The sequence below is a fragment of the Bradyrhizobium sp. BLXBL-03 genome, assembly GCF_051853015.1.
Classification (GTDB): Bacteria; Pseudomonadota; Alphaproteobacteria; order Rhizobiales; family Xanthobacteraceae; genus Bradyrhizobium; species Bradyrhizobium manausense.
On sequence record NZ_CP182470.1, the window covers coordinates 4,244,109 to 4,262,896 of the forward strand.

The following is an 18,788-nucleotide window of genomic DNA, read 5'->3' on the forward strand; positions in this document are numbered from 1 at the left end:
TATGTCGCGCCGGCGTCGTCGTCATGGGTCTCCAGCTAGCCGCGCCCGCGATACGGCGCGACGCCCTGCTCGGGCACCCACAGGCCCTTCGGCACGCGGCCGGTCTGCCAGAACACGTCGATCGGAATGCCGCCGCGCGGATACCAATAGCCGCCGATGCGCAGCCATTTCGGCTTGATCTCGCGCGCGATGCGCTTGCCGATCATCACGGTGCAATCCTCGTGGAAGGCGCCGTGATTGCGGAAGCTCGCGACGTAAAGCTTGAGCGATTTCGACTCCAGCAGCCACTGGCCGGGCGCGTAGTCGATCATCAGATGGGCGAAATCGGGCTGTCCCGTGACTGGGCAGAGCGAGGTGAATTCCGGCACGGTGAAACGGACCAGGTAATCGGTCCCTCCTTGCGGATTGGGCACGCGATCGAGCTGAGCTTTCTCAGGCGCATCTGGCCATTCCACCGCGCGACCGAGTTGCAGGCTGGGTGAGGTGTTCGATTTGCTGGGTTTTTTCGACATGCGGCCCTCATAGCCAATCATTCGGCGGCCGTCACCCGGCCTTTTCCGCCTCGATGCATTGCGGTAGAAGCAGCCGCGAACTGCCCCCTTTGTTCCCGGAAAAGAGGCCCTCATGACCGCCATCATCGACATCATCGGACGCGAAATCCTCGATAGCCGCGGCAATCCCACCGTCGAGGTCGACGTTGTGCTGGAGGATGGCGCGCTTGGCCGCGCCGCGGTGCCGTCCGGCGCCTCCACCGGTGCCCATGAGGCGGTCGAGCTGCGCGACGGCGACAAGGCCCGCTATCTCGGCAAGGGCGTTACCAAGGCGGTCGGCGCCGTCAACGGCGAGATCTTCGAGGCGCTGAGCGGCCTCGATGTCGAGCAACAAGCCCAGATCGACCAGATCATGATCGATCTCGACGGCACGCCGAACAAGAGCCGGCTGGGCGCCAACGCCATTCTCGGCGTCTCGCTCGCCTGCGCCAAGGCCGCGGCGAATTCGCTCGACATGCCGCTCTATCGTTACGTCGGCGGCACCTCGGCGCGGCTGCTGCCGGTGCCGATGATGAACATCATCAATGGCGGCGTGCACGCCGACAACCCGATCGACTTCCAGGAATTCATGATCCTGCCGGTCGGCGCGCCTTCCTTTGCCGAAGCCCTGCGCTACGGCGCGGAAGTGTTCCACACGCTGAAGTCGGAGTTGAAGAAGGCCGGCCACAACACCAATGTCGGCGACGAGGGCGGCTTCGCCCCGAACCTGCCGTCGGCCGACGCCGCGCTGGAGTTCGTGATGAACGCGATCGGCAAGGCCGGCTTCAAGGCAGGGGCCGACATCGTCCTCGGGCTCGACTGCGCCTCGACCGAGTTCTTCAAGGACGGCAAGTACGTCTACGAAGGCGAGGGCAAGACCCGTTCGGTCTCCGAGCAGGCCAAGTATCTCGCCGACCTCGTCGGACGCTATCCGATCGTCACCATCGAGGACGGCATGTCGGAAGACGACATGGACGGCTGGAAGGAGCTCACCGACCTCGTCGGCAAGAAGTGCCAGCTGGTCGGCGACGATCTCTTCGTCACCAATGTCAAGCGCCTTGCCGAAGGCATCAAGGCTGGCCGCGCCAATTCCATCCTGATCAAGGTCAACCAGATCGGCACGCTGACCGAGACGCTTGCTGCCGTCGAGATGGCGCACAAGGCCGGCTACACCTCGGTGATGTCGCATCGTTCGGGCGAGACCGAGGATTCCACCATCGCCGACCTCGCCGTCGCCACCAATTGCGGTCAGATCAAGACTGGTTCCCTTGCGCGTTCCGATCGCACCGCCAAATACAACCAGCTGCTACGCATCGAGCAGCAGCTCGGCAAGCAGGCGCTGTACGGTGGCAAGGCGGCACTGAAGGCGCTGGCATAAGCGGCGTCACCGGGCGAAAGCGCGAAACGAGGACAGGGGAAGGATCGACATGAGCGACGGCAAGACCGGACTGCAACTGCGTTCGCTGATCAAGAGCAGCGGTGAGCTGGAAATCTCGCTTCTGGAGGTGCCGACCCCCGAGCCCGCGGACGACGAGGTCGTCGTCCGCATCGAGGCGGCGCCGATCAACCCGTCCGACCTCGGCCTGCTCGTTGGCGCTGCCGACATGAGCACGGCCAAGGCCTCCGGCACGAAAGAAGCGCCCGTCATCACCGCGAAGGTGCCTGACGGAGCGATGCGGGCGATGGGGGCGCGGATCGATCAGTCGCTGCCTGTCGGCAATGAGGGCGCCGGCGTCGTCATCAAGACCGGCTCGTCGGAGGCCGCGAAGGCGCTGATGGGCAAGACCGTCGCGATGATCGGCGGGGCCATGTACGCGCAGTACCGCACCTTGAAGGCGAGAGACTGCCAGGTGCTGCCCGAGGGCACCAGTGCGGCGGAGGGCGCCTCCTGGTTCGTCAACCCGCTCACCGCGCTCTGCATGACCGAGACGATGCGCCGCGAGGGCCACAAGGCGCTGGTGCACACCGCGGCCGCCTCCAATCTCGGGCAGATGCTGAACAAGATCTGCATCAAGGACGGCATTCCGCTGGTCAACATCGTGCGCAGCAAGGAGCAGGCGGAGATCCTGCACAAGATCGGCGCGAAATATGTGGTCGATTCCAGCGTGCCGAGCTTCCTCGACGACCTCACCAATGCACTGGTCGAGACCGGCGCCACCATCGCGTTCGACGCGATCGGCGGCGGCAGGCTTGCCGGCGACATTCTCAACTGCATGGAAATCGCGATCAACAAGACCGCGAAGGAATACAGCCGCTACGGCTCCAGCGTGCACAAGCAGGTCTATGTCTACGGCGGGCTCGACGTTCGTCCGATCGAACTGCCGCGCGGGTTCGGCATGGCCTGGGGCGTCGGCGGCTGGCTGCTCACCCCGTTCCTGCAGAAGATCGGACCTGCCGATGTGGGACGGCTGCGCCAGCGCGTCGTGAGTGAATTGAAGACGACCTTTGCCAGCCACTACACCAAGGTGGTGTCGCTGCAGGAGACGCTCGATCCCGCCAACATCGCGGTCTACGCCAAACGTGCCACCGGCGAAAAATTCCTCATCAACCCAAACAAGTAATCGCGATTTGGGACGGCAGATCACCATCTGATCCCATTTTGCAGATTTGCACGAAAGATCGGGCCGCCGCTTCGCGGCCCGGTTGTTTTCGGCGACGATCGATGCCGGGGTCGTAGCCCGGATGGAGCGCGGCGAAATTCGGGACCGCAGTTGCTTGGGGACGTCCCCGGATTGCGCTGCGCTCCATCCGGGCTACGGGCTGCTTCTAGGAAACCCAGCGTTTCCAAACCGGCCCGGTTCATGCACTTGCATCCTTTGCTCCGGATCGCTTAAGTGCCGCCGGCACTTCCCCTTCAAGGTTTCAAAGACAAGCCAAGGATAATCTGATGGCCTACAACATCGTCGTGATCGCCGGCAGCCTGCGCAAGGACAGCTTCTCGCTCAAGATCGCCAACGCGCTCGCCAAGCTCGCGCCTGGCTCCCTCAAGCTCGAGGTGATCACCCCCGCTGGCATTTCGTTCTTCAACCAGGACCTCGAAGGCGCGCCGCCGGCCGACTGGCTGGCCTTCCGCGAGAAGCTGCAAAAGTCCGACGGTGTCATCTTCGTCACGCCGGAATACAACCGCGCCATCCCGGGCGTGCTGAAGAACGCCATCGACGTCGCCTCGCGCCCGTACGGCAAGAGCTCGTTCAACGGCAAGCCGGTCGGCATCATCTCGAACTCGCCGGGCCCGCTGGGTGGCGTCAGCGCCGCCAAGACGCTACAGAACATCCTGCCGGGCATCGCCGGCCCGATCATGCAGCAGCCCGAGACCTATCTGAACGGGGTCGGCGACGCCTTCGATGCCGAGGGCAACCTGACCAAGGACTCGCTGAAGGGCGTGCTCCAGGCTTACCTCGACGCGTTTGCCGCGCACGTCGCCAAGCATCACGGGTAAGCCGCTCATTCCGTCATTCCGGGGCGATGCGAAGCATCGAGCCCGGAATCCATGTCGCGCCGGAGGTTGTGGCCTGATGGATTCCGGGTTCGCGCGACGCGCGCCCCGGAATGACAACGACCGGGACGGAGCGTCAAGACTCCCTTAACCAAGCTGGCCCATCTTGCCATCATGGTCTCCCGTGCCCGCCTCAAATCGATCCTGACCGGCCTTGCCCTCTATGCGATGGCGGCGGCCATCGTCGGCTATTTCGGCGTCAACGCCTATACCGGCAAATACGGCCTCAACGCCCGCCAGGAACTCGACCAGGAGATCATCGCGCTGACCAGCGAGCTGGCCCAACTCAAGCGCGAGCGTGCCCGCAGCGAGCAGCGCGTGTCGCTGCTGCGCACCGAGAAGATCGACCCTGACATGCTGGACGAGCGGGCCCGATTCCAGCTTGACTATGTCAATCCGCACGACCTGGTTCGGATGATCCCGCAGAACTAGCGCATTCCGCCCTATCCGAAACTGACGCGAAAGCCGCCGCCGACTATTCCGAAGGTCGTAGGACCGCCGCCTTGACGCCGCCGCGGCGAGAGCGGCATTGCTTGTCCGCGCGCGATGCCGCCACGGATTGACGGAGATCAATCGGGCTCGCGAGGCGCCGCCTAGACTGCTTTCCGGAGGAAACGGTGATGGATGGGTCAATGCCCCGGCATCACGCGGCTCGTGTCGAAGCCGCCATTGCATCAGGCCAGGCGGCTAGGTCCGCGCTCGTGGCCTCGTGGCGCCGCTCGTCCCGTCTGCATCATCTCGACCCTTCCGGCCGCAGCGCGCCGCTGCGGCTGAGCGACGTCGAGCTGCGACAGGCGCGCGAGCGCATCGCGCCGCTGCTCGCCGCCGCGCAAGGCGCCATGGACCGGCTCTATCAGGCAGTTGGTGCGGCCGGCTGTTGCGTGCTGCTTGCCGATGGCGACGGTGTCCCGGTCGACCGCCGTGGCACGCCGGCGGATGATGCAACATTCCAATCCTGGGGCCTGTGGACCGGCGCGCTCTGGAGCGAGGAGCACGAGGGCACCAATGGTATCGGCACCTGTGTCGTCGAGCAGCGGCCGCTGACGATCGATCGCGACCAGCACTTCTTCACCCGCAACACGCTGCTCAGTTGCACCGCCGTTCCGATCTACGATCACGAGGCGGCCTTTGCCGGCGTGCTCGACGTCTCCTCCTGCCGTGCCGACCGCACCGACGCGTTCTCCAGTCTGATCGCGCTGGCCGCGGCCGAGGCGGCGAGGCGCATCGAGGCTGATTTGTTTCGCCGCGCCTTCGCCCATGCCCGCATCGTGCTGACACAAGGACCGGACGGCCAGTCGATCGGACTCGTCGCGGTGGACGCGGACGATCTCGTGATCGGCGCGACCCGCACCGCCCGGGCCGGACTCGGGATCGCGCCGGGCAGGGCGCTGCGGCCGGTTCCCGCGGCAGACCTGCTCGGCGGCGAGCCCGCACAGGATCATCTCGCCGGCGGCCAGCGCGCGGTGCTGCAGCGGGCGCTGCTCCGCGCCGGCGGCAACGTGTCGGCCGCCGCCAAGGCCCTCGGCGTCAGCCGCGCCACGCTGCACCGGAAGCTGAAGCGGTTCGAGCTGAAGCACTGACTGTCGCAGTTCTGCGACAGGTCCGCTCCACCTTCGCATCCACCCGGGCTGACAGAAAGCACCTCCCGCGAGATCGTTGGCGCAAGTCGTGAACACACGACGATGAGCGCAAACATCAACATCGGGAGTGATCAATGAACAAGGTTGAATTCCTCGGCGTCACCCAAAACCCGTTCGCCGAACGCTACGACAATTTCATCGGCGGCAAGTTCGTGGCGCCGATCTCGGACAAATATTTCGACAACGCCTCGCCGGTGACCGGCAAGGTCGTCTGCAAGATCGCGCGCTCCGACGCGCAGGACGTCGAAGCGGCCCTCGATGCGGCCCATGCCGCCAAGGCTGCCTGGGGACGCACCAGCGTCGCCGAGCGCGCTGCGATCCTCAACAAGATCGCCGACCGCATGGAGGAGAATCTCGAGCGCCTCGCTGTCGCCGAGACCTGGGACAACGGCAAGCCGATCCGCGAGACCCGCGCCGCCGACCTGCCGCTCGCCATCGATCATTTCCGCTATTTCGCAGGCGTCGTCCGCGCCCAGGAAGGCTCGATCGGGGAGATCGACCACGACACGATCGCCTATCATTTCCACGAGCCGCTCGGGGTCGTCGGCCAGATCATCCCCTGGAACTTCCCCCTCCTGATGGCGTGCTGGAAGCTCGCGCCGGCGCTTGCCGCCGGCAATTGCGTGGTGCTCAAGCCCGCCGAACAGACGCCGGCCTCGATCATGGTGTGGGCCGAGATCATCGGCGACCTCCTGCCGCCGGGTGTCCTCAACATCGTCAACGGCTTTGGCCTGGAGGCCGGCAAGCCGCTCGCCTCCAGTCCGCGGATCGCAAAAATCGCCTTCACCGGCGAGACCACGACCGGCCGGCTGATCATGCAATATGCCAGCCAGAATCTGATCCCCGTGACGCTGGAGCTCGGCGGCAAATCGCCGAACATCTTCTTCAAGGACGTCACCGCTGAAGACGACGATTTCTTCGACAAGGCGATCGAAGGCTTTGTCATGTTCGCGCTGAACCAGGGCGAGGTCTGCACCTGTCCGAGCCGGGCGCTGGTCCACGCCGATATCTACGATCGCTTCATGGAGCGGGCGCTGAAGCGCGTCGCCGCCATCAAGCAGGGCGATCCGCGTGCGGCCGAGACCATGATCGGCGCGCAGGCCTCCAGCGAGCAGCTCACAAAAATCCTGTCCTATATCGACATCGGCAAGCAGGAGGGCGCGAAGGTCCTGGCCGGCGGCGGACGCGCCGATCTCGGCGGCGATCTCTCGGGTGGCTTCTACGTCCAGCCGACGGTGTTCGAGGGTCACAACAAGATGCGGATCTTCCAGGAGGAGATTTTTGGCCCCGTGGTCTCGGTCACGACCTTCAAGACCGACGACGAGGCACTCGCGATCGCCAACGACACGCTCTATGGCCTCGGGGCCGGCGTCTGGAGCCGCGACGCCAACCGCTGCTACCGCTTCGGCCGGGCGATCCAGGCCGGCCGGGTCTGGACCAATTGCTACCATGCCTATCCCGCCCATGCCGCCTTCGGCGGCTACAAGCAGTCGGGCGTCGGCCGTGAGACCCACAAGATGATGCTCGATCACTACCAGCAGACCAAGAACCTTCTGGTCAGCTACAGCCCGAAGAAGCTCGGCTTCTTCTGATCGAACCAGCGCAGGCGGCGTCATGTCGACGCCGCCTGTGCACATCCGTGACCGCCCGACCCGCCGTCATCCGTCTGTCAGATTGTTGAGACAAGACGAGCCCTATCGCGACGACGCGATGCCAGGCACAGAGGGAGGCGCGGCCATGACGAACAATCTCTTGCGGCGGAAGATGCATGTCAGAACAATGCTGCTCGGCGCGGCCCTGGCGTTGCTGGTGCCGTCGATGGCCGTGGCCCAGACTGCGCCATCAGGTGCCAAGCCGTTTCTGACCGTCGACGGAAAGGCGCCGCTGATCCTCGGACATCGCGGCGTGCCGGGGCTGGTGCCCGAAGAGACCGAGGCATCCTACGAGCTCGCGGCCGCGCTCGGAACCGATGCGCTCGAAGAGGATCTGCACCTCACCAAGGACTGCGTCCTGGTCGCGCGTCACAATCCCTGGCTGGCCGACAACACCAATGTGGCCGAAGTGGCGAAGACCAACGCAGCGGTCGCAGCCCGCAAGCGCACCGTATCCGGTGTGCGCGTCAAGGCGCCGGCCGCAGCCGGCACGCCCGCCGACTATCTCACGGATCTCACCGATCCCTCCGATCCCAAATCGGTGCTGAAGTCATTGATCGTCGACGGTGAGGATCACACCAACGATTGGTCGCTCACCGACTTCACGATGGCCGAGCTGAAGCAGTGGATCGGCGGCACCACCTATGATGCGGCGAACGAGCGGCCGAAGATGTTCAACGGCAAATTCCCCGTCATCAGCTTCCAGGACATCCTCGATATCGCCAAGGCCAAGAGCAAGGAAACGGGGCGTCCCATCCTGGTCTATCCGGAAACCAAGAATCCGACCTGGAACAATGCCCAGGCGATCGCAAACGGCTGCGGCGCGCCGGGCAGCCATCCGTTGGAAGACGCCTTGATCAAAATCATCAACGACAATGGCCTCAACACCAGGGACGCGCCCATCCTGGTTCAGAGCTTCGAGCCCGGCAGCCTGAAATATATGCGCAGCCATGGCCTTCAGACCCGGCAGGTGCAGCTCATCGACGGCAACGGCATCGACTTCAAGACCGGCAAGGTGCTGCTCGACAACATCACCAATTCACGTCCGTTCGACTGGACGGTGGCGGGCGATGCGCGCCTGTATGATGCGATGCTGACGCCTGAGGGCCTCGCCGAAATCAAGACCTATGCCGACGGCATCGGTCCGTGGAAGCCCTATATCGTTCCGCTGAAGATCGCCTTGTGGAAGGACAACAATGCCGACGGCACGCCCTACAAGGGATCGACGCCGGAGGCTGCGACCCAGGAGGCGACCAGCCTGATTGCCGATGCGCACAAGCTCGGCCTGTTCGTCCACGTCTTCACGTTCCGTAACGAGAAGAAATATCTTGCGGCCGACTATCACGCCGATCCAGCCCAGGAATATCTCAAATTTTTCCGGCTTGGCGTCGACGGCGTCTTCACCGACTTCACGCACACTGGCGTTGCCGCCCGCGCTGCGTATTTGCGCGAGCTGGGCTGGTAGGTCCGGCGGTTCGAATCGGACACGCAGCGGGGCTCGGCACCCGAGATATGCGTGTCCGATGTCGTCGCCGCGCTTGCGTGCAGAGCTCTCGCAGGCGCGGAGCTAATGTTGCCTGATCCAGCGCCAAAAGTTTTGCAAAATTTCGGCCACGTTGCAGTGCGGCATAATGAAAGTCGTCCTATGCCGCTGCGGTGCTTTCACACGCGATTGAGTTAGGTTAGAGAGGACCTAGATTTCTCTGACCCGGAATTCCCATGGCCGCACCCAAGAAAGCCGCCGCAAGCGCTGAGCACGACAAAACCAACGGCGGTTCGCCCCCGGAATTCACCAGGGAGCAGGAGCTGAAGGCGCTCCGCGACATGCTCCTGATCCGGCGGTTCGAGGAAAAGGCCGGCCAGCTCTACGGCATGGGTGCGATCGGCGGCTTCTGCCATCTCTATATCGGCCAGGAGGCCGTGGTAGTTGGTATGCAGATGGCCCTGAAGGAGGGCGATCAGGTCATCACCGGCTATCGCGACCATGGTCATATGCTTGCCACCGGCATGGATGCCAACGGCGTGATGGCCGAGCTCACGGGACGCCGCGGCGGCTATTCCAAGGGCAAGGGCGGCTCCATGCACATGTTCAGCAAGGAGAAGCACTTCTATGGCGGCCACGGCATCGTCGGTGCGCAGGTTTCGCTCGGCACCGGTCTTGCCTTCGCCAACAATTACCGCAGCAACGGCAATGTCAGCGTCACCTATTTCGGCGACGGTGCGGCCAACCAGGGCCAGGTCTATGAGAGCTTCAACATGGCGGAGCTCTGGAAATTGCCGGTGATCTACGTCATCGAGAACAACCGCTACGCCATGGGCACTTCGGTCTCGCGCGCCTCGGCGCAGCAGGATTTTTCCAAGCGCGGCGTGTCCTTCAACATCCCCGGCAAGCAGGTCGACGGCATGGACGTCCGCGCCGTCAAGGCCGCGGGCGAGGAGGCGGCGGCCTGGTGCCGCGCCGGCAAGGGCCCCTACATCCTTGAGATGCAGACCTACCGCTATCGCGGCCACTCGATGTCCGACCCGGCGAAATACCGCACGCGCGAGGAGGTCGAGAAAGTCCGTCACGACCAGGATCCGATCGAGCAGGTGCGCAACCGCCTGCTGGCGGCCAAGGTCAGCGAGGCCGATCTCAAGGCGATCGATGCCGAGGTGCGTGACATCGTCAACGCCTCCGCCGACTTTGCCCAGCATGATCCCGAGCCGGATGCCGCCGAGCTCTGGACCGACGTTTACCGCTAAGGGCGCGCAAGCTTTCTTTGGAGTCGATATGCCAATTCAAGTGCTGATGCCCGCGTTGTCGCCCACGATGGAAAAGGGCAACCTCGCCAAATGGCTGAAAAAAGAGGGCGAGACGATCAAGTCCGGCGACGTCATCGCCGAGATCGAGACCGACAAGGCCACCATGGAGGTCGAGGCGACCGATGAGGGTACGCTCGGCAAGATCCTGATTCCGGAAGGGACAGCCGACGTTGCCGTGAACACGCCGATCGCGACCATTCTCGCCGATGGCGAGAGCGCCGCCGATCTGGCGAAGGCGCCTGCACCGGCGGCGAAGGCCGCGGAGTCCGCGCCGCCCGCCGCTGCCAAGGCTGAAGCGCCTGCGCCGAAGGCTGCACCTGCGCCGCAGGCTGTCGCCGAACCCGATCCGGAAGTGCCCGCCGGCACCGAGATGATCACCCAGACCATCCGCGAAGCGCTGCGCGACGCCATGGCTGAAGAGATGCGCCGCGATCCTGATGTCTTCGTGATGGGCGAAGAGGTCGCCGAATATCAGGGCGCCTACAAGGTCACGCAGGGCCTGCTGCAGGAGTTCGGCGCGCGGCGCGTGATCGACACCCCGATCACCGAGCATGGTTTTGCCGGCGTCGGCGTCGGCGCTGCCATGACCGGGTTGAAGCCGGTCGTCGAATTCATGACCTTCAACTTCGCCATGCAGGCGATCGACCAGATCATCAACTCCGCGGCCAAGACGCTCTACATGTCCGGCGGCCAGATGGGCTGCTCGATCGTGTTCCGCGGACCCAACGGCGCCGCCGCGCGCGTCGCCGCCCAGCACAGCCAGGATTATTCGGCCTGGTACTCGAACGTTCCGGGTCTCAAGGTCATCGCGCCGTACTCGGCCGCCGACTACAAGGGCCTGCTCAAGGCCGCGATCCGCGATCCCAATCCGGTGATCTTCCTCGAGAACGAGGTGCTCTACGGCCATACCGGCGAAGTGCCGAAGCTCGACGACTTCATCGTGCCGATCGGCAAGGCGCGCATCGTGCGCTCGGGCAGCCATGTGAGCATCATCTCCTGGTCAAACGGCATGACCTATGCGCTGAAGGCCGCCGACGAACTTGCCAAGGAGGGCATCGAGGCCGAGGTGATCGACCTGCGTACGCTGCGTCCGATGGACACCGAGACCATCATCAACTCGGTCAAGAAGACCGGTCGCGCCGTGACGGTGGAAGAGGGCTGGGCCCAGAGCGGCGTCGGCGCCGAGATCGCCGCGCGCATCATGGAGAACGCCTTCGACTATCTCGACGCGCCGGTCGCGCGCGTCGCCGGCAAGGACGTGCCGATGCCCTATGCCGCGAATCTGGAGAAGCTCGCGCTGCCGTCGGCGGCTGAGGTCGTCGAGGCCGCCAAAGCCGTCTGCTACAGGTAGGCCATGGCGGGCCCGAAGGAGCAGCCACTGCCGCCGGACGTCATGACCCGCGACGACGCGGTCGAGATTCTGCGCGTGTTCGTGCTGGATGGCGGGCTGTCGATGGCGTTCCAGCGCGCCTTCGAGGAGCCCGACATGTGGGGCCTGCTGCTGGTCGATCTCGCCCGCCACGCCGCGCGCGCTTATGCGCGCGAGAGCGAATATACCGAGGAGGACGCGCTGAACCGGATCCTCGACATGTTCCAGGCCGAGATCGAGCGTCCGACCGACACTGGCACGACGACGCCGCGGGGAAAGGGACACTGACCGTGACGATCGAATCCTATCATTACGATTTCATGCTGGAGGCGATCCGCGAAGCGGAAGCCTCGATCGCGCAAGGCGGTCTGCCGATCGGCGCCGTGCTGACGCGCGACAACAAGATCATCGCCCGCGGCCACAACAACCGCGTGCAGGAGAACAATCCGATCCTGCATGGCGAGATGAGCTGCCTGCGCGAGGCCGGCGCGATCTCGTTCCACGACACGGTCATGTACACCACGCTGTCGCCATGCTCGATGTGTGCCGGGGCGCTCGGTCTGTTCAAGGTCAAGCTCGTGGTGATCGGGGAATCCGTCACCTTCGAGGGCTCCAAGGACATTCTCGACAAGTTCGGGATTCCCTGGATCGACCTGGCCGACGACCGCTCCATCACCATGATGAAGAATTGGCGCTCCATCCCTGCCAATGAGCGCCTCTGGCAAGGCGACATCGGCAACTAAACCTGGTCTGTTCGTCTTCACTTTCGGAGGCGACGTTTTGAGAAGTTCTTCGTGAGGTCAGCATGCCCATCAACATCCTGATGCCAGCTCTTTCGCCGACGATGGAGAAGGGCAACCTCGCCAAGTGGCTGAAGAAGGAAGGCGACAAGGTCAAGTCAGGCGACGTCATCGCCGAGATCGAGACCGACAAGGCGACCATGGAGGTCGAAGCCATCGACGAGGGCACGATCGCCAAGATCCTGGTGCCCGAGGGCACCCAGGACGTGCCGGTCAACGACGTGATCGCGGTGCTCGCCGGCGAAGGCGAGGACGTGAAGGCCGCGGGCGCTGCAAAGCCCAGCGCGTCGGCCACCCCGCCCAAGGCGGCTGAGGCTCCTGCCGCTGCGCCGGCTCCCGCGCCCGCCGCGTCCAAGGCTGCACCGGCTCCCGCCGCAGCACCGGCGCCGCAGGCTGCCGCACCGGCTGCGCAGGGCAATGGCCATGCCGGGCGCGTGTTCTCGTCGCCGCTGGCGCGGCGTCTCGCCAAGGAAGCCGGCATCGATGTCTCGATGGTCACGGGCACCGGCCCGCACGGCCGCGTGGTTGCGCGCGACGTTGAGCAAGCCAAATCAGGCAAGGGCCTCAAGGCGCCCGCTGCGGCTCCGTCCGCCGGCGCGCCGTCGATCGCACCGACCATGTCGGACAAGCAGATCCTGTCGCTGTTCGAGCCGGGCTCCTACGACATCGTCCCGCATGACGGCATGCGCCGCACCATCGCCCAGCGCCTGACCGCGTCGATCCAGAACGTCCCGCACTTCTATCTCACCATCGACTGCGATATCGGCAAGCTGCTCGCCGCGCGCGAGGAGATCAACGCCGCCGCTCCGAAGGACAAGGAGAAGAAGCCGCTCTACAAGATCTCGGTCAACGACTTCGTCATCAAGGCGATGGCGGTGGCGCTGCAGAAGATCCCGAACTGCAATGTCAGCTGGACCGAGTCAGGCATGGTCAAGCACCATCATTCCGACGTCGGCGTTGCCGTGGCGATGCCGGGCGGCCTGATCACGCCGATCATCCGCAAGGCCGAGACCAAGACGCTTTCGACCATCTCCAACGAGATGAAGGATTTTGCCGCGCGCGCGCGGTCCCGTAAATTGAAGCCCGAGGAGTACCAGGGCGGCACCACGGCCGTCTCCAACCTCGGCATGTTCGGCATCAAGGACTTCACGGCGGTGATAAATCCGCCGCATGCGACGATCCTTGCGGTGGGCACCAGCGAGGAGCGGCCGGTGGTGCGGAGCGGCAAGATCGAGATCGCAACAATGATGAGCGTGACGCTGTCCTGCGATCACCGTGCCATCGACGGCGCGCTCGGCGCCGAGCTGATCGGCGCCTTCAAGCAACTGATCGAAAATCCCGTCATGATGATGGTGTGAAGAAATTCGCGTCGTCATTGCGAGCGAAGCGAAGCAATCCAGGACGTGACCGGCAGACTGGATTGCTTCGTCGCAAGAGCTCCTCGCAATGACGGTCTCGAACGTTAAGGCCGGTTGGAGCGAGAACGAGCGTACAGCATGGCCGACACGTCTTTCGACATCATCATCATCGGCTCCGGTCCCGGCGGCTATGTCACCGCGATCCGCGCCGCCCAGCTGGGCTTCAAGACCGCGATCGTCGAGAAATCCTATCTCGGCGGCATCTGCCTGAACTGGGGCTGCATCCCGACCAAAGCGCTGCTGCGTTCGGCCGAGATCTATCACTACATGCAGCACGCCAAGGACTATGGCCTGTCGGCTGAGAAGGTCTCGTTCGATCCGAAGGCCGTGGTGCAGCGCTCGCGCGGCGTCTCCAAGCGGCTGAACGACGGTGTCGGCTTCCTGATGAAGAAGAACAAGGTCAGCGTGATCTGGGGCGCCGCCTCGATCGACGCGCCCGGCAAGATCACCGTGAAGAAGTCCGACGTCGAGGGTCCCAAGGGTTCGCTGGGCGAGGGGACCTACCAGGCCAAGCACATCATTGTCGCGACCGGCGCGAGGCCGCGCGTGCTGCCGGGCCTCGAGCCCGACAAGAAGCTGGTCTGGACCTATTTCGAGGCGATGGTGCCGGAGCGGATGCCGAAGTCGCTGCTGGTGGTCGGCTCCGGCGCGATCGGCATCGAGTTCGCCTCGTTCTTCCACACCATGGGTTCTGACGTCACCGTCGTCGAGGTGCTGCCGCAGATCCTCCCGGTCGAGGACGCGGAGATCGCGGGCCTTGCGCGCAAGCGGCTGGAGAAACAGGGCATCAAGATCATGTCCTCGACCAAGGTGACGAAGCTTGAGAAGAAAGCCGACAGCGTCGTCGCCACGATCGACGACGGCAAGGGCAAGCCCATCACATCGGAGTTCGAGCGCGTGATCTCGGCGGTCGGCGTCGTCGGCAATATCGAGAATCTCGGTCTCGAAAAGCTCGGCGTGAAGACCGAGCGCGGCTGCATCGTCATCGACGGCTACGGCAAGACCAACGTGCCCGGCATCTACGCCATCGGCGACGTCGCGGGCCCCCCGATGCTCGCCCACAAGGCCGAGCATGAGGGCGTGATCTGCATCGAGGCGATCAAGGGCCTGCATCCGCATCCCATGGACAAGAACATGATCCCGGGCTGCACCTACTGCCATCCGCAGGTCGCGTCCGTCGGTCTGACCGAAGCCAAGGCCAAGGAGAGCGGCCGCGAGATCCGCGTCGGCCGTTTCCCCTTCGTCGGCAACGGCAAGGCGATCGCGCTCGGCGAGGACCAGGGCCTGGTCAAGGTCATCTTCGACAAGAAGACCGGCCAGCTGTTAGGGGCCCACATGGTCGGCGCCGAGGTTACCGAATTGATCCAGGGCTATGTCGTCGCCATGAACCTGGAGACGACGGAAGAAGAGCTGATGCACACGGTGTTCCCGCATCCGACCCTGTCGGAGATGATGAAGGAAGCCGTGCTGGATGCTTATGGACGGGTGTTGAATATCTAGAACACACGTCATTCCGGGGCGCTCGAAGAGGCGAACCCGGAATCTCGAGATTCCGGGTTCGATGCTTCGCAGCGCCCCGGAATGACAGACGATAGAGATCACTGGCATAAGCAAGAAGAAAGAAGCCATGCACGACAACGACAACCTCACCATCGAGCGCCCGACCTTCGTCACGCATCTCGAATGCGCCATGGAAGGCGATCATTACGCCGCCGATCAGGTTCACAATCTCTCCAAGGCCGGCAAACCGCTGCTGGTGCGCTACGACCTTGCCGGCGTGAAGAAGGCGCTGACCAAGGATGCGCTGAGCCAGCGTCCCGGAGACATGTGGCGCTACCGCGAGCTTCTTCCCGTGCGCAAATGCCAGGACATCGTCTCGCTCGGTGAAGTCACGACGCCGCTGATCCGGCTGCCCAAGCTCGGCAAGAAGCTCGGCGGCGCCGAAATCATCGTCAAGGACGAGGGACGCCTGCCGACCGGCTCGTTCAAGGCGCGCGGCCTGGTCATGGCGGTGTCGATGGGCAAGGCGCTCGGCATCAAGCACATGGCGATGCCGACCAACGGCAATGCCGGCGCGGCGCTCGCAGCTTACGCGACGTCCTGCGGCATCAAGACCACGATCTTCTGCCCGGCCGACACCCCCGAGGTGAATGTCAGCGAGATCGAGCTGCAGGGTGCCACCGTCTACCGCGTCAACGGCTATATCGACGATTGCGGCAAGATCGTCGGCGAGGGCAAGGCGAAAGTCGGCTGGTTCGACACCTCCACCTTGAAGGAGCCGTACCGCATTGAAGGCAAGAAGACGATGGGCCTGGAGCTCGCCGAGCAGCTCGGCTGGGACGTGCCCGACGTGATCTTCTATCCGACCGGCGGCGGCACCGGCCTGATCGGCATGTGGAAGGCGTTCGACGAGCTGGAGAAGATCGGCTTTATTGGTTCAAAGCGCCCGCGCATGGTCGCGGTGCAGGCCTCCGGCTGCGCGCCGATGGTGCGGGCCTATGAGGCCGGCACGGAGCACGCCACGCGCTGGGAGGACGCCCACACCATCGCTTCAGGCATTCGCGTGCCGCAGGCGATCGGCGATTTTCTGATTCTGCGCGCCGTGCGCGAGAGCAATGGTTTTGCCATTGCGGTCGACGACGACAAGATCTCGTCGGCGCTGAACGAGGTCGCGCGCGAGGAGGGGCTCTTGCTCTGCCCGGAGGGCGCTGCAACCTACGCCGCCTACAAGGAGAGCCTTGCCGACGGCCGCGTTTCGAAGGGCGACCGCGTCATGCTGTTCAACTGCGCCACCGGCCTGAAATATCCGCTGCCGCCGGTCACCCGCACGCTCGATCGCCACAAGCCGATCGACTATTCGCAGTTCTGAGGCGTCATTTCGTCTCTTCACGAACGATCGCTCTTCCCGTACGCGGGAAGAGACGGAAACAAGAACGATATCGTCGAGGAGACCACAATGAACAAGGCCATCTGGGCCGGGCTGATCGGTATCCTTGCTCTCGCCGGCATCGCTCGCGCCGACGAATATCCCTCGCATCCCATCACAATCATCGTTCCCTTTGCCGCCGGCGGCCCGTCGGATGCGATGGCGCGGGTGCTCGCCGAGCGGATGCGCCAGTCGCTCGGCCAGCCGCTGGTGATCGAGAACGTCACCGGCGCCGGCGGCTCGATCGGGGTGGGGCGCGCCGTGCATTCGCCGCCTGACGGCTACACCATCTCGTTCGGCCATCTCGGCACCCACGTCGCCAACGGTGCCGTCTACAAGCTCAACTACGACCTCGTCGCCGATCTCGAACCGGTGGTGCTCTTGCCGAGCAACCCGATGATCGTGGTCAGCAAGAACGCCGTGCCCGCGAAATCGCTGAAGGAGCTCTTGGACTGGCTGAAGTCGCGGCCGACGCCGCCGACCGCCGGGACGGCCGGCGCCGGCTCCGGCAGTCATATCGCCGGCGTCTATTTCGAAAGCGTCTCCGGCATCAAGCTGCAATACGTGCCGTATCGCGGCACCGCGCCGGCGTTGAACGATCTGATCGCCGGCCAGATCGACATCATCGTCGACCAGACCTCCAATTCCATCAACCAGGTCCGCGCCGGTACCATCCGCGCCTACGCCGTCACCGACGACAAGCGCCTCGCCTCGGCGCCCGAGATCCCGACCGCGGATGAAGCGGGATTGAAAGGCTTCAACATGACGCTGTGGTCCGGCATGTGGGTGCCGAAGGGCACGCCGAAGGAGATCGTCGCCAAGCTCAATGCCGCCGCCGTTGACGCGTTGAACGATCCCGCCGTGAAGAAGCAGCTGGAAAGCCAGGGCCTCGAGATGACGCCCAAGGATCAGCTCGCCCCGGAGGCACTCGGCATCAGGCAGAAGGCCGAGATCGCGAAATGGTGGCCGATCATCAAGGCGGCGAAGATCTCGGTGGAGTGAGGCGGAACATCACTCCGTGACGTCGTCAGCTGCTGCCAGCGCCCACTGCAGGCATTTCATCAGGTCCGCGGGCACGAACGGCTTACGGAGACAACAGATTGCTCCGGCTTCGAGCGCCCGGATGTGAAGGGTCTCATCCGGGAAACCTGTGATCAAGATGAACGGGGTGGCCGAACCCTGCGCGCGCATCTGCGTCAACAAATCGATTCCGGTCTTGGACGGCATATGCATGTCGGCGACGATGCAGGAGGTGCGCTTGGAATCGCTCGAGCTCAAGAATTCTTCGGCCGAGGCGAATGTGTGGACCATATACCCGCGCGACCGCAAGAGATTGTTGATCGCCTCCCGCACGTAGGGGTCATCATCAAGGACCGAAATGACCGAAGCCGCTGACAAGACGTCCGCTCCTCGCCCGGGATCACGCTTGCCGTCGCGACGGCCCAATCCAAACACGCAGGGTGGACCTGCCGCTCGCCATTGCAAACTCATACTTAGGTTTGTACGTCGGGCCGGCCGGGCCGAATGTCGAGCGCCTCACTCATTCTCACGAGGTCGGCCAGGGACTTCGCCCCCATTTTGCGCATGATCTGGCCGCGATAGATCTTCACGGTAATTTCGGCCAATCCGAGTTGGGCGGCCACTTGCTTGTTCATCAGGCCGGACGTCACCAGAGCCAATACGTCCCGCTCGCGCGAGGTCAGTGACTCGAAGCGTGATCTCACGTTCGAGACCGTCTTGTTGAGATCGCGCCGCTTGCGGTCTCGCTCGATCGCGGCCTGGACTGCGTCCAGGATATCCTGGTCGCGGACCGGCTTGGTCAGGAAATCGATCGCACCGCCTTTCATGGCCCGAACGGTCATGGGAATGTCAGCGTGACCGGTAATGAAGATGATCGGCGTGTGGATGTTGGCCTTGGCCAGATCGGACTGCAGCTCAAGGCCGCTGACTCCGGGCAGGCGGATGTCAAGCACCAGGCAGCTCGGTACCTGCGGTGGCTTGGCCTGGAGGAGCTGCGGCGCCGAGCCAAACGCTTCGACCTTGAGGCCAACCGATTCGAAGAGGTTGGTGAGCGCACGGCGCATGGAGGCGTCGTCGTCGACAACGTAGACAATCGGCTGATCACCGTTCTCCTGGGGCGGCGAAGGCGCCATGC

Annotated in this window: 18 protein-coding genes; 15 read left to right on the forward strand and 3 right to left on the reverse strand. The window is 64.1% G+C overall.

Annotation, left to right across the window (positions count from 1 at the left end; genetic code table 11):
• Positions 1–35 precede the first annotated feature (35 nt).
• On the reverse strand, positions 36–512 hold the full coding sequence (gene queF, locus ACNJX9_RS20420; RefSeq protein ID WP_057756723.1) for a preQ(1) synthase: 477 nt from the start codon (positions 510–512) through the stop codon (positions 36–38).
• Between the two features lie 112 nt (positions 513–624).
• Between queF and eno the strand changes: the two genes are divergently transcribed.
• From eno to ACNJX9_RS20495, 15 genes are all read left to right on the forward strand, one after another.
• The gene (eno, locus tag ACNJX9_RS20425; RefSeq protein WP_439403958.1) at positions 625–1,908 is read left to right on the forward strand and encodes a phosphopyruvate hydratase; all 1,284 of its coding nucleotides are present in this window, start codon (positions 625–627) and stop codon (positions 1,906–1,908) included.
• 49 nt (positions 1,909–1,957) lie between these two features.
• Positions 1,958–3,091, forward strand: a complete 1,134-nt coding sequence (locus ACNJX9_RS20430; protein WP_439403959.1) for a zinc-binding dehydrogenase — start codon at positions 1,958–1,960, stop codon at positions 3,089–3,091.
• 326 nt (positions 3,092–3,417) lie between these two features.
• Positions 3,418–3,969: an NADPH-dependent FMN reductase gene (locus tag ACNJX9_RS20435; RefSeq protein ID WP_057755899.1), complete on the forward strand. Its 552-nt coding sequence runs from the start codon at positions 3,418–3,420 to the stop codon at positions 3,967–3,969.
• Positions 3,970–4,140: 171 nt separating this feature from the next.
• Complete coding sequence (locus ACNJX9_RS20440) at positions 4,141–4,458, forward strand: FtsB family cell division protein (RefSeq protein WP_027529774.1); 318 nt, start codon at positions 4,141–4,143, stop codon at positions 4,456–4,458.
• 188 nt (positions 4,459–4,646) lie between these two features.
• Complete coding sequence (locus ACNJX9_RS20445) at positions 4,647–5,606, forward strand: helix-turn-helix domain-containing protein (RefSeq protein WP_271601140.1); 960 nt, start codon at positions 4,647–4,649, stop codon at positions 5,604–5,606.
• Between the two features lie 134 nt (positions 5,607–5,740).
• A complete protein-coding gene (gene adh / locus ACNJX9_RS20450) occupies positions 5,741–7,258 on the forward strand; it encodes an aldehyde dehydrogenase (RefSeq protein ID WP_439403960.1) in 1,518 nt (505 codons plus the stop codon).
• A gap of 145 nt (positions 7,259–7,403) precedes the next feature.
• Positions 7,404–8,783 carry a glycerophosphodiester phosphodiesterase family protein gene (locus ACNJX9_RS20455; protein WP_439403961.1) on the forward strand — a complete coding sequence of 460 codons (1,380 nt, stop codon included), beginning with the start codon at positions 7,404–7,406 and terminating at the stop codon, positions 8,781–8,783.
• A 254-nt stretch (positions 8,784–9,037) separates the two neighbouring features.
• A complete protein-coding gene (pdhA, locus tag ACNJX9_RS20460; RefSeq protein WP_057755893.1) occupies positions 9,038–10,060 on the forward strand; it encodes a pyruvate dehydrogenase (acetyl-transferring) E1 component subunit alpha in 1,023 nt (340 codons plus the stop codon).
• Positions 10,061–10,088: 28 nt separating this feature from the next.
• Positions 10,089–11,471, forward strand: coding sequence for a pyruvate dehydrogenase complex E1 component subunit beta (locus ACNJX9_RS20465; RefSeq protein WP_057755891.1), 1,383 nt, complete (start codon positions 10,089–10,091; stop codon positions 11,469–11,471).
• 3 nt (positions 11,472–11,474) lie between these two features.
• A complete protein-coding gene (locus ACNJX9_RS20470) occupies positions 11,475–11,777 on the forward strand; it encodes a DUF5076 domain-containing protein (RefSeq protein ID WP_008547332.1) in 303 nt (100 codons plus the stop codon).
• Between the two features lie 2 nt (positions 11,778–11,779).
• Positions 11,780–12,232 (forward strand): nucleoside deaminase, encoded by a 453-nt coding sequence (locus tag ACNJX9_RS20475; protein WP_057755887.1) that lies wholly within the window; start codon positions 11,780–11,782, stop codon positions 12,230–12,232.
• Between the two features lie 62 nt (positions 12,233–12,294).
• Entirely contained in the window at positions 12,295–13,647 is a 1,353-nt protein-coding gene (locus tag ACNJX9_RS20480; protein WP_439403962.1) for a pyruvate dehydrogenase complex dihydrolipoamide acetyltransferase, read from the forward strand.
• Positions 13,648–13,785: 138 nt separating this feature from the next.
• Positions 13,786–15,207, forward strand: a complete 1,422-nt coding sequence (lpdA, locus tag ACNJX9_RS20485; protein ID WP_057755883.1) for a dihydrolipoyl dehydrogenase — start codon at positions 13,786–13,788, stop codon at positions 15,205–15,207.
• A 127-nt stretch (positions 15,208–15,334) separates the two neighbouring features.
• Positions 15,335–16,576 carry a threonine synthase gene (locus ACNJX9_RS20490; protein WP_439403963.1) on the forward strand — a complete coding sequence of 414 codons (1,242 nt, stop codon included), beginning with the start codon at positions 15,335–15,337 and terminating at the stop codon, positions 16,574–16,576.
• An 87-nt stretch (positions 16,577–16,663) separates the two neighbouring features.
• Positions 16,664–17,635: a tripartite tricarboxylate transporter substrate binding protein BugD gene (locus ACNJX9_RS20495; protein ID WP_439403964.1), complete on the forward strand. Its 972-nt coding sequence runs from the start codon at positions 16,664–16,666 to the stop codon at positions 17,633–17,635.
• Between the two features lie 9 nt (positions 17,636–17,644).
• Here the strand turns inward: ACNJX9_RS20495 and ACNJX9_RS20500 are convergent, their stop codons facing one another.
• Both ACNJX9_RS20500 and ACNJX9_RS20505 read right to left on the reverse strand, forming a co-directional pair.
• The gene (locus tag ACNJX9_RS20500; protein ID WP_057755875.1) at positions 17,645–18,031 is read right to left on the reverse strand and encodes a response regulator transcription factor; all 387 of its coding nucleotides are present in this window, start codon (positions 18,029–18,031) and stop codon (positions 17,645–17,647) included.
• Between the two features lie 95 nt (positions 18,032–18,126).
• Positions 18,127–18,786 carry a response regulator transcription factor gene (locus ACNJX9_RS20505; protein ID WP_083514646.1) on the reverse strand — a complete coding sequence of 220 codons (660 nt, stop codon included), beginning with the start codon at positions 18,784–18,786 and terminating at the stop codon, positions 18,127–18,129.
• Positions 18,787–18,788 lie beyond the last annotated feature (2 nt).

Coding starts and splice junctions, on each gene's coding strand:
- ACNJX9_RS20445 (WP_271601140.1), top strand. CDS start 4,647: ATGGATGGGTCAATGCCCCGGCATCACGCGGCTCGTGTCGAAGCCGCC.
- eno (WP_439403958.1), top strand. CDS start 625: ATGACCGCCATCATCGACATCATCGGACGCGAAATCCTCGATAGCCGC.
- adh (WP_439403960.1), top strand. CDS start 5,741: ATGAACAAGGTTGAATTCCTCGGCGTCACCCAAAACCCGTTCGCCGAA.
- pdhA (WP_057755893.1), top strand. CDS start 9,038: ATGGCCGCACCCAAGAAAGCCGCCGCAAGCGCTGAGCACGACAAAACC.
- ACNJX9_RS20495 (WP_439403964.1), top strand. CDS start 16,664: ATGAACAAGGCCATCTGGGCCGGGCTGATCGGTATCCTTGCTCTCGCC.
- ACNJX9_RS20430 (WP_439403959.1), top strand. CDS start 1,958: ATGAGCGACGGCAAGACCGGACTGCAACTGCGTTCGCTGATCAAGAGC.
- ACNJX9_RS20490 (WP_439403963.1), top strand. CDS start 15,335: ATGCACGACAACGACAACCTCACCATCGAGCGCCCGACCTTCGTCACG.
- ACNJX9_RS20465 (WP_057755891.1), top strand. CDS start 10,089: ATGCCAATTCAAGTGCTGATGCCCGCGTTGTCGCCCACGATGGAAAAG.
- ACNJX9_RS20455 (WP_439403961.1), top strand. CDS start 7,404: ATGACGAACAATCTCTTGCGGCGGAAGATGCATGTCAGAACAATGCTG.
- ACNJX9_RS20480 (WP_439403962.1), top strand. CDS start 12,295: ATGCCCATCAACATCCTGATGCCAGCTCTTTCGCCGACGATGGAGAAG.
- queF (WP_057756723.1), bottom strand. CDS start 512: ATGTCGAAAAAACCCAGCAAATCGAACACCTCACCCAGCCTGCAACTC.
- ACNJX9_RS20470 (WP_008547332.1), top strand. CDS start 11,475: ATGGCGGGCCCGAAGGAGCAGCCACTGCCGCCGGACGTCATGACCCGC.
- ACNJX9_RS20440 (WP_027529774.1), top strand. CDS start 4,141: ATGGTCTCCCGTGCCCGCCTCAAATCGATCCTGACCGGCCTTGCCCTC.
- ACNJX9_RS20435 (WP_057755899.1), top strand. CDS start 3,418: ATGGCCTACAACATCGTCGTGATCGCCGGCAGCCTGCGCAAGGACAGC.
- ACNJX9_RS20505 (WP_083514646.1), bottom strand. CDS start 18,786: ATGGCGCCTTCGCCGCCCCAGGAGAACGGTGATCAGCCGATTGTCTAC.
- lpdA (WP_057755883.1), top strand. CDS start 13,786: ATGGCCGACACGTCTTTCGACATCATCATCATCGGCTCCGGTCCCGGC.